Consider the following 6,085-nt stretch of genomic DNA (forward strand, 5'->3'; position numbering starts at 1 on the left):
GGTCGCCTCTCACGTCCCGCTCGCCTCGTGCAGCTGGCGCCACGACTCCCCGTCCACGGACTCCTGGTCGAGCACGACCCAGTCCTGCCTCAGGTAGAAGGGCCCGAGCCCCTGCATCGACGTCACGTGGTTGCCGAGACTCACGTCCTGCCTGGCGAGCCGCACAGCCAGGTCCCACCCCGGTCCACCCCTCCAGAGGACGACGTGGAGGTCCGGGTCGAAGGTGTTCGCCTGGCGCGGCACGCCACCCTGGACCGCGAACCCGCTGCAGCCGGTGAAGTCGTTCCCCCGGATGCTCACGCGACGGGCTGGGTCACGCCTGGCGGGCTCCGTGTCGAAGTTGGCCTCCCAGGTCCCGGAGAAGCGACAGTCCTCGAAGTGTGCCGAAAACTTGCCGAGGTTGGCCGCCACCTGGGTGTCCTCGAAGCTGCAGCGGACGAAGCGGGCGATGCCCGGGTCGAAGCGCGCACAGGTCAGCCCGCTGAAGTCGCAGTCGACGAAGACCGGGATCTGCTTCCCGACCCGGCTGGGCTTGAGCGGCCGAGGGAGCACCTCGTCGAGCAGCCCGGTGGCGTCCGCGAACCTCAACCAGGGCGTGGTCCAGCCCGACAGGTCGACTCCCTGCACGACTCCCCCGCCGCGGACGTCGACGTCGCCCGACGGCCGGGCTCCAGCGCGCAGCTCGTCGTAGGTGATCTCGTGCATCCGACGTCCCTTCCGTTGGCGGCAGAGTGTCAGTCCAGCGCGGCCTGCATGCGCTGGGACACCCGCCGGTGGACGGCCAGCTGCTCGTCGAGCCCCGGGTGCGCCACGGCCCCACCCTCGACGACCACCCGACCGCCGACGACGGTCTCCCGCGCCGACACCGGACCGCACCGCAGCCAGGCCTCCACCGGGTCCGAGAGCGCACCGGCGAACCGCACGCCCTCCAAGGACCACACCGTCAGGTCACCGCACGCCCCGACCGACAGCTGCCCGATCTCCCCCGCCCGCCCAAGGCACGCCGCACCGCCCCGAGTGGCGATCTCCAGGGCGTCCCGGGCCGACATCGCGGCCGCGCCGTGCCGCAGCTTGCCCTGCAGCATCGCCGTCCGGGCCTCCAGCCACAGCGAGGCGGAGTCCGCGGACGCCGAGCCGTCCACCCCGAGCCCGACCGGGGCGCCGGCGGCGCGCAGCTCGGCGACCGGGGCCAGCCCGCTGCCCAGGATCATGTTCGACGACGGGCAGTGCGCCGCCCCGACACCCGCCGCGCCCAGCCGCACGACCTCGTCCGCGTCGGGCCACACCACGTGCGCGAGCCAGGTGCGTGAGGTCATCCAGCCGACGTCGGCCAGGTAGTCCACCGGCCGGCGCCCGAAGGTGGCCAGGCAGAAGGCGTCCTCGTCCTGGGTCTCGGCCAGGTGGGTGTGCAGCCGCACGTCGAGGGACTCGGCCAGCTCGGCGGTGCGGGTCATCAGCTCCGTCGAGACGCTGAACGGCGAGCACGGGGCCAGCGCGATCCGGCTCATCGCCGTCACCGACCGGTCGTGGTGCAGGGCGACCAGCCGTTGCGAGTCGGCCAGGATCTCGTCGTCGTCCTGGACGACGGAGTCCGGCGGCAAGCCACCGTCCTTGACCGAGAGCGACATCGAGCCGCGCGTCGGGTGGAACCGGACGCCGAGCTCGCGGGCGGCGGCCACCTCGGCGCTGATCAGGTCGCCGGCGCCGCGCGGGTGCACGTAGGAGTGGTCGGTCGAGGTCGTGCAGCCCGACAGCGCCAGCTCGGCCAGCCCCACGTAGGCGCTGACGTACGCGGCCTCCTCGTCCAGCCGCGCCCACAGCGGGTAGAGCGTCACCAGCCACTCGAACAGCCCGCCGGTCAACGCGGGCGCGTAGGCCCGGGTCAGGTTCTGGTACAGGTGGTGGTGGGTGTTGACCAGCCCCGGCGTGACCAGGCAGCCGCGGGCGTCGATGCGCCGCGCAGCGTCCGGCTGCGGGTCACCGGGCCCGCCGAGGGCGGTGACGACCCCGTCGGTGACGGCGACCCACCCCCCGGCGATCTCGCGGCGGGCGTCGTCGACGGTGGCGATCAGCTCGGCGTCGTGCACGAGGAGGTCAGCGGTCACGGCCGCATCCTGCCCGCCGCGTGTGTCCACCAGCGCGCCAGCACGTCATCTGGCCGTGACACTGCGGAGCTACCGTGGCCGTCCCCCGGTCGGAAGTCGAGGTCGTACGTGCTGCTGGAAGCGCCCCGTTTCGCCCTGCCCGAGACCCTCGGCGAGGCGCTGGCCGCGCGCGCCGAGCGCCCCGAGGCGGTCGTCGTCGCCGGCGGCACCGAGGTCATGCCCGACCTGCTCTGGCGGAACCGGACGGCGGCCGGCTTCCTCTCCCTGCGCCGGGTCGCCGCCCTGCGCGGGACGACGACCGACGGCGGCGAGCTGGTCATCGGCGCCGGCACCCCGGTCGCGGCCCTCACCACCGCGCCGGACGGCGGACTGCGCGCGGCCGCGTCGTCGCTGGGCACGCCGCTGGTGCGCACCGAGGCGACCATCGGCGGCAACGTGGTCAGCGCGCTCCCCTACCGCAACCTGCTGCCCACCCTGCTGGCCGGCGGCGCGACGCTCGAGCTCACGTCGGCCACCGGCACCCGCGTCGTCCCGTTCGACGGCTTCGTCACCGCGCCGGGGGTCACCGGGCTGCGGGAGGGCGAGCTGCTCACCGCCGTCCGAATGCCGGTGCACGTCGGGTTCGCCGACTACGCCAAGGTCGGCCGGCGCAACGCCCAGTTCGTGGCCACCGTCAGCGCCGCGGTCGTCAGCCGGGACGGCGTCGCGCGACTGGCCTTTGGCAACGCCGGCCCGACCCCGCTGCGCTCGGACGCCGTCGACACCGCCGCCACCGCCCTGCTCGACGGCCGGGCGACGCCGGAGGACCTCCGGGCCACCGTCGCCGCCGCGGTCGACCCACCCGAGGACACGGTCGCCTCGGCCGAGTACCGCCGGCACGCGCTCGGGGTGCTCGCCGTCCGGCTGGTCACCCGCGCGGCCGTCGACGCGGGGCTGGGCTCGTGAGCGCCGTCGAGGACCCCCGGACGGACGTCGCCGGCGGCACCGACGGAGCGGACGGGTCCGTCACGTTCGGCCTCACCGTGGACGGGACGGCGCACGAGGTGACCGCCCGGTGGGACGAGTCGCTGCTGACCGTGCTGCGCGACCGGCTCGGCGTCCGCGGCCCGAAGACCGGGTGCGCGCACGGCCGGTGCGGCGCCTGCGCGGTGAAGGCCGACCTCGGCGACGGCGGGCACGTGCTCTGCGCCTGCCTGGTGCCCGCCGCGACCGCCGCCGGCGGCACCGTGGAGACCATCGCCTCGATCAGCGGCCCGGACGGCGCGCTCTCCGACGTCCAGGAGGCCTTCCTCGCCGAGGGCGCCGTGCAGTGCGGCATCTGCACCTCCGGGTTCGTCACCGCCGCGACCGAGCTGCTGGAGACCAACCCCGACCCGACGCGGCCGGAGATCGAGGCCGCCCTCTACGGCAACCTCTGCCGCTGCACCGGCTACGGCCGCATCGTCGCCGCGGTCGAGACCGCCGCCCGCACCCGCCGGGCGGCGACCCGGTGACCGCGGCCATGTTCGCCAACATGGCCACTGGGGGGATCGGCGCGTCGGTGCGACGGCCGGACGGGCCGGCGAAGGTGCGCGGCGAGTTCTCCTACGCCGGGGACCTCACCGCCGAGGGGATGCTGATCGGGGTCACGGTGCGCTCGCCGCACCCGCACGCCCGCATCCTGGGCATCGACACCACAGCCGCCCGGGCGATGGACGGCGTGCACGCGGTCCTGACCGTGGACGACGTCCCGGGCGACCGGCACTTCGGGCTGGTGCTGCGCGACGAGCCGGTGCTGGCCGACGGCGTCGTCCGGTACGCCGGGGAGCCGGTGGCGGTCGTGGCCGCGGTCGACGCCGCCACCGCCCGGCGGGCCGCCCGCGCGGTCGAGGTCACCTACGAGGTGCTGCCGGCGCTCACCGACCCGCAGCTGGCGCTGACCGCGGCCTCGATCCACCCGGACGGCAACGTCTACCGGCACGTCTCCTACAGCTGCGGCGACCCCGACGCCCGCGGTGTGGTCACCGTGGAGAACACCTACCGGATCGGCATGCAGGACCCCGCCTTCCTGGCCCCGGAGGCCGGACTGGCCCGGCCCACCCCGGACGGCGGGGTGGCGATCGAGGTGGCGACCCAGTGGCTGCACTCGGACCAGAAGCAGATCGGCTGGGCGACCGGGCTGCCACCGGAGAAGGTGCACGTGTCCCTCGCCGGGGTCGGCGGGGCCTTCGGCGGCCGCGAGGACGTCACGCTGCAGACCCACGCCTGCCTGCTCGCGCTGGCCACCGGCCGGCCGGTGAAGATCGAGTACACCCGGGAGGAGTCCTTCCTCGCCCACCGGCAGCGCCACCCGGGGACCATCTGGCTGCGGCACTCGGCCGACGCCGACGGGCGGATCGTCAGCGTCGAGGGGCGGGTGCTGCTCGACGGCGGCGCCTACGCCAGCACCTCCCCCGTCGTCATCACCAACACCGTCACCCTCCTGCAGGGCCCTTACCGGGTCGACAACGGCCGGTTCGAGGGCTGGTCGGTGCGCACCAACAACCCCAGCTGCGGGGCGATGCGCGGGTTCGGCGTCCCGCAGGCGGCCTTCGCGCACGAGGCGCAGCTCGACGCGCTCGCCGCCGCCCTGGACCTCGACCCGGTCGAGGTCCGGCTGACCAACGCCCTGCAGCGCGGCGACGTCGCCACCTTCGGCCAGCGCTTCGACGCCCCCACCCCGGTCCGCGAGGTCATCGAGGGGCTGCGCGCGATCCCGCTGCCCACCGGGCCGGCCAAGCTCCCCGGCGGCGTCGGTCGGGCCGCCGAGGGCGGCACCGTGCGCCGCGGCGTCGGCTGGGCGGTGACGATGAAGAACCTGGCCTTCAGCGAGGGCCACGTGGACGAGTCCACCGCCGAGGTGAGCCTGCGCGACGGGCACGCCACGGTGCACACCGCCTGCGCCGAGGTCGGCCAGGGCTTCGTCACCGTCGCCGAGCAGGTCGCCCGCACGGTGCTCGGCGCCACGACCGTCGAGGTCGTGCAGCCCGACACCCTGGTCGCCTCCGCCGGGTCGACGAGCGCCTCCCGGCAGACCATGGCGTCCGGGACCGCGGTGTACCGCGCGTGCCTCGCCGTCCGCGACCGGCTGCTCGGCCGGGTCGCCCGCGCGCACGGCCTGGACGCCGCCACGCTGACCGTCGCCGACGGCGTGGTCTGCGCTGCGGGCCGGCCGCTGGGCCCCGTGGCCACCGCCGCACCCGGGCAGACGTTCCGGGCCACCGAGCACTTCCAGCACCCGGCCACGCACCCGCTCGGCTCGGCCGAGGGCGGGATGTACGTGGCGTTCGGGTTCTCCGCGATGCGAGCGGTGGTCGACGTCGACGTCGAGCTGGGGCTGGTCAGCGTCGTCCAGGTGGCCTCCTGCCAGGACGTCGGCACGGTCGTCAACCCCGTGCAGCTGCGCGGCCAGATCGAGGGCGGCATCGTGCAGGGCATGGGCCTGGCGCTCATGGAGGAGGTCGTGGTCGCCGACGGGCTGATCACCAACCCGGACTTCCAGGACTACCTGATCCCCACGATCGTCGACGTCCCCGAGGTCGTCTCCACCTACGTCACCGACCCCGAGCCGGGCATGCCGCACGGCTGGAAGGGCGTCGGGGAGCCGCCGCTGGTCACCGCCGTGCCGGTGGTCGCCGCCGCCGTCCGCGCCGCCACCGGGCTGCCGCTGCCGGCCGTGCCGATCAAGCCCGAGCACATCGCCCTGGGCATCGGCGCGGCCCCCACGGTCACCTGGACGACGCCGCGCCCCGCCGACCCGGACCGCCCGCGCGGCGCCGTGATCGACGAGGAGCCGCACGACGCCCCCGGCACCATGGCCGAGGAGGGCGCCCCGTCCGGCTGACCGAGCTGGAGGGACCATGTTCGCGAACATGGCCCCGCCGAGGTCCGGCCACCCTGGAGGGCAGGAGTGGCCTCTTCTGCCCCCCCCCCCCCCCCCCCCCCCCGGCGGGGGGGGGGCC

The 6,085-nt window shown here is 75.3% G+C and carries 5 protein-coding genes; 3 read left to right on the plus strand and 2 right to left on the minus strand.

The annotated features are described in order from the left end of the window. Positions 1-9: 9 nt before the first annotated feature. Together GCU67_RS19540 and GCU67_RS19545 are read right to left on the minus strand one after the other, a co-directional pair. Positions 10-705: a hypothetical protein gene (locus GCU67_RS19540; protein ID WP_163613037.1), complete on the minus strand. Its 696-nt coding sequence runs from the start codon at positions 703-705 to the stop codon at positions 10-12. Between the two features lie 29 nt (positions 706-734). After that, positions 735-2,105 (minus strand): 8-oxoguanine deaminase, encoded by a 1,371-nt coding sequence (locus tag GCU67_RS19545; RefSeq protein ID WP_338105169.1) that lies wholly within the window; start codon positions 2,103-2,105, stop codon positions 735-737. A 108-nt stretch (positions 2,106-2,213) separates the two neighbouring features. On the opposite strand from GCU67_RS19545, the gene GCU67_RS19550 reads away from it, so the two are divergent. Genes GCU67_RS19550 through pucD form a run of 3 tightly spaced genes read left to right on the plus strand, consistent with a single transcriptional unit; the run spans position 2,214 to position 5,967 of the window. Further along, the gene (locus GCU67_RS19550) at positions 2,214-3,050 is read left to right on the plus strand and encodes an FAD binding domain-containing protein (RefSeq protein WP_163613039.1); all 837 of its coding nucleotides are present in this window, start codon (positions 2,214-2,216) and stop codon (positions 3,048-3,050) included. Continuing rightward, a complete protein-coding gene (locus tag GCU67_RS22920; protein ID WP_163613040.1) occupies positions 3,047-3,598 on the plus strand; it encodes a 2Fe-2S iron-sulfur cluster-binding protein in 552 nt (183 codons plus the stop codon). Before GCU67_RS19550 ends, GCU67_RS22920 begins: the two co-directional genes overlap by 4 nt. A gap of 20 nt (positions 3,599-3,618) precedes the next feature. Then, positions 3,619-5,967, plus strand: a complete 2,349-nt coding sequence (pucD, locus tag GCU67_RS19560; RefSeq protein ID WP_246215407.1) for a xanthine dehydrogenase subunit D — start codon at positions 3,619-3,621, stop codon at positions 5,965-5,967. Positions 5,968-6,085: the final 118 nt, after the last annotated feature.

The sequence above is a fragment of the Modestobacter muralis genome, from assembly GCF_010682105.1.
Taxonomy (GTDB): Bacteria; Actinomycetota; Actinomycetes; order Mycobacteriales; family Geodermatophilaceae; genus Modestobacter; species Modestobacter muralis.

Coding starts and splice junctions, on each gene's coding strand:
- GCU67_RS19540 (WP_163613037.1), bottom strand. CDS start 705: ATGCACGAGATCACCTACGACGAGCTGCGCGCTGGAGCCCGGCCGTCG.
- pucD (WP_246215407.1), top strand. CDS start 3,619: ATGGCCACTGGGGGGATCGGCGCGTCGGTGCGACGGCCGGACGGGCCG.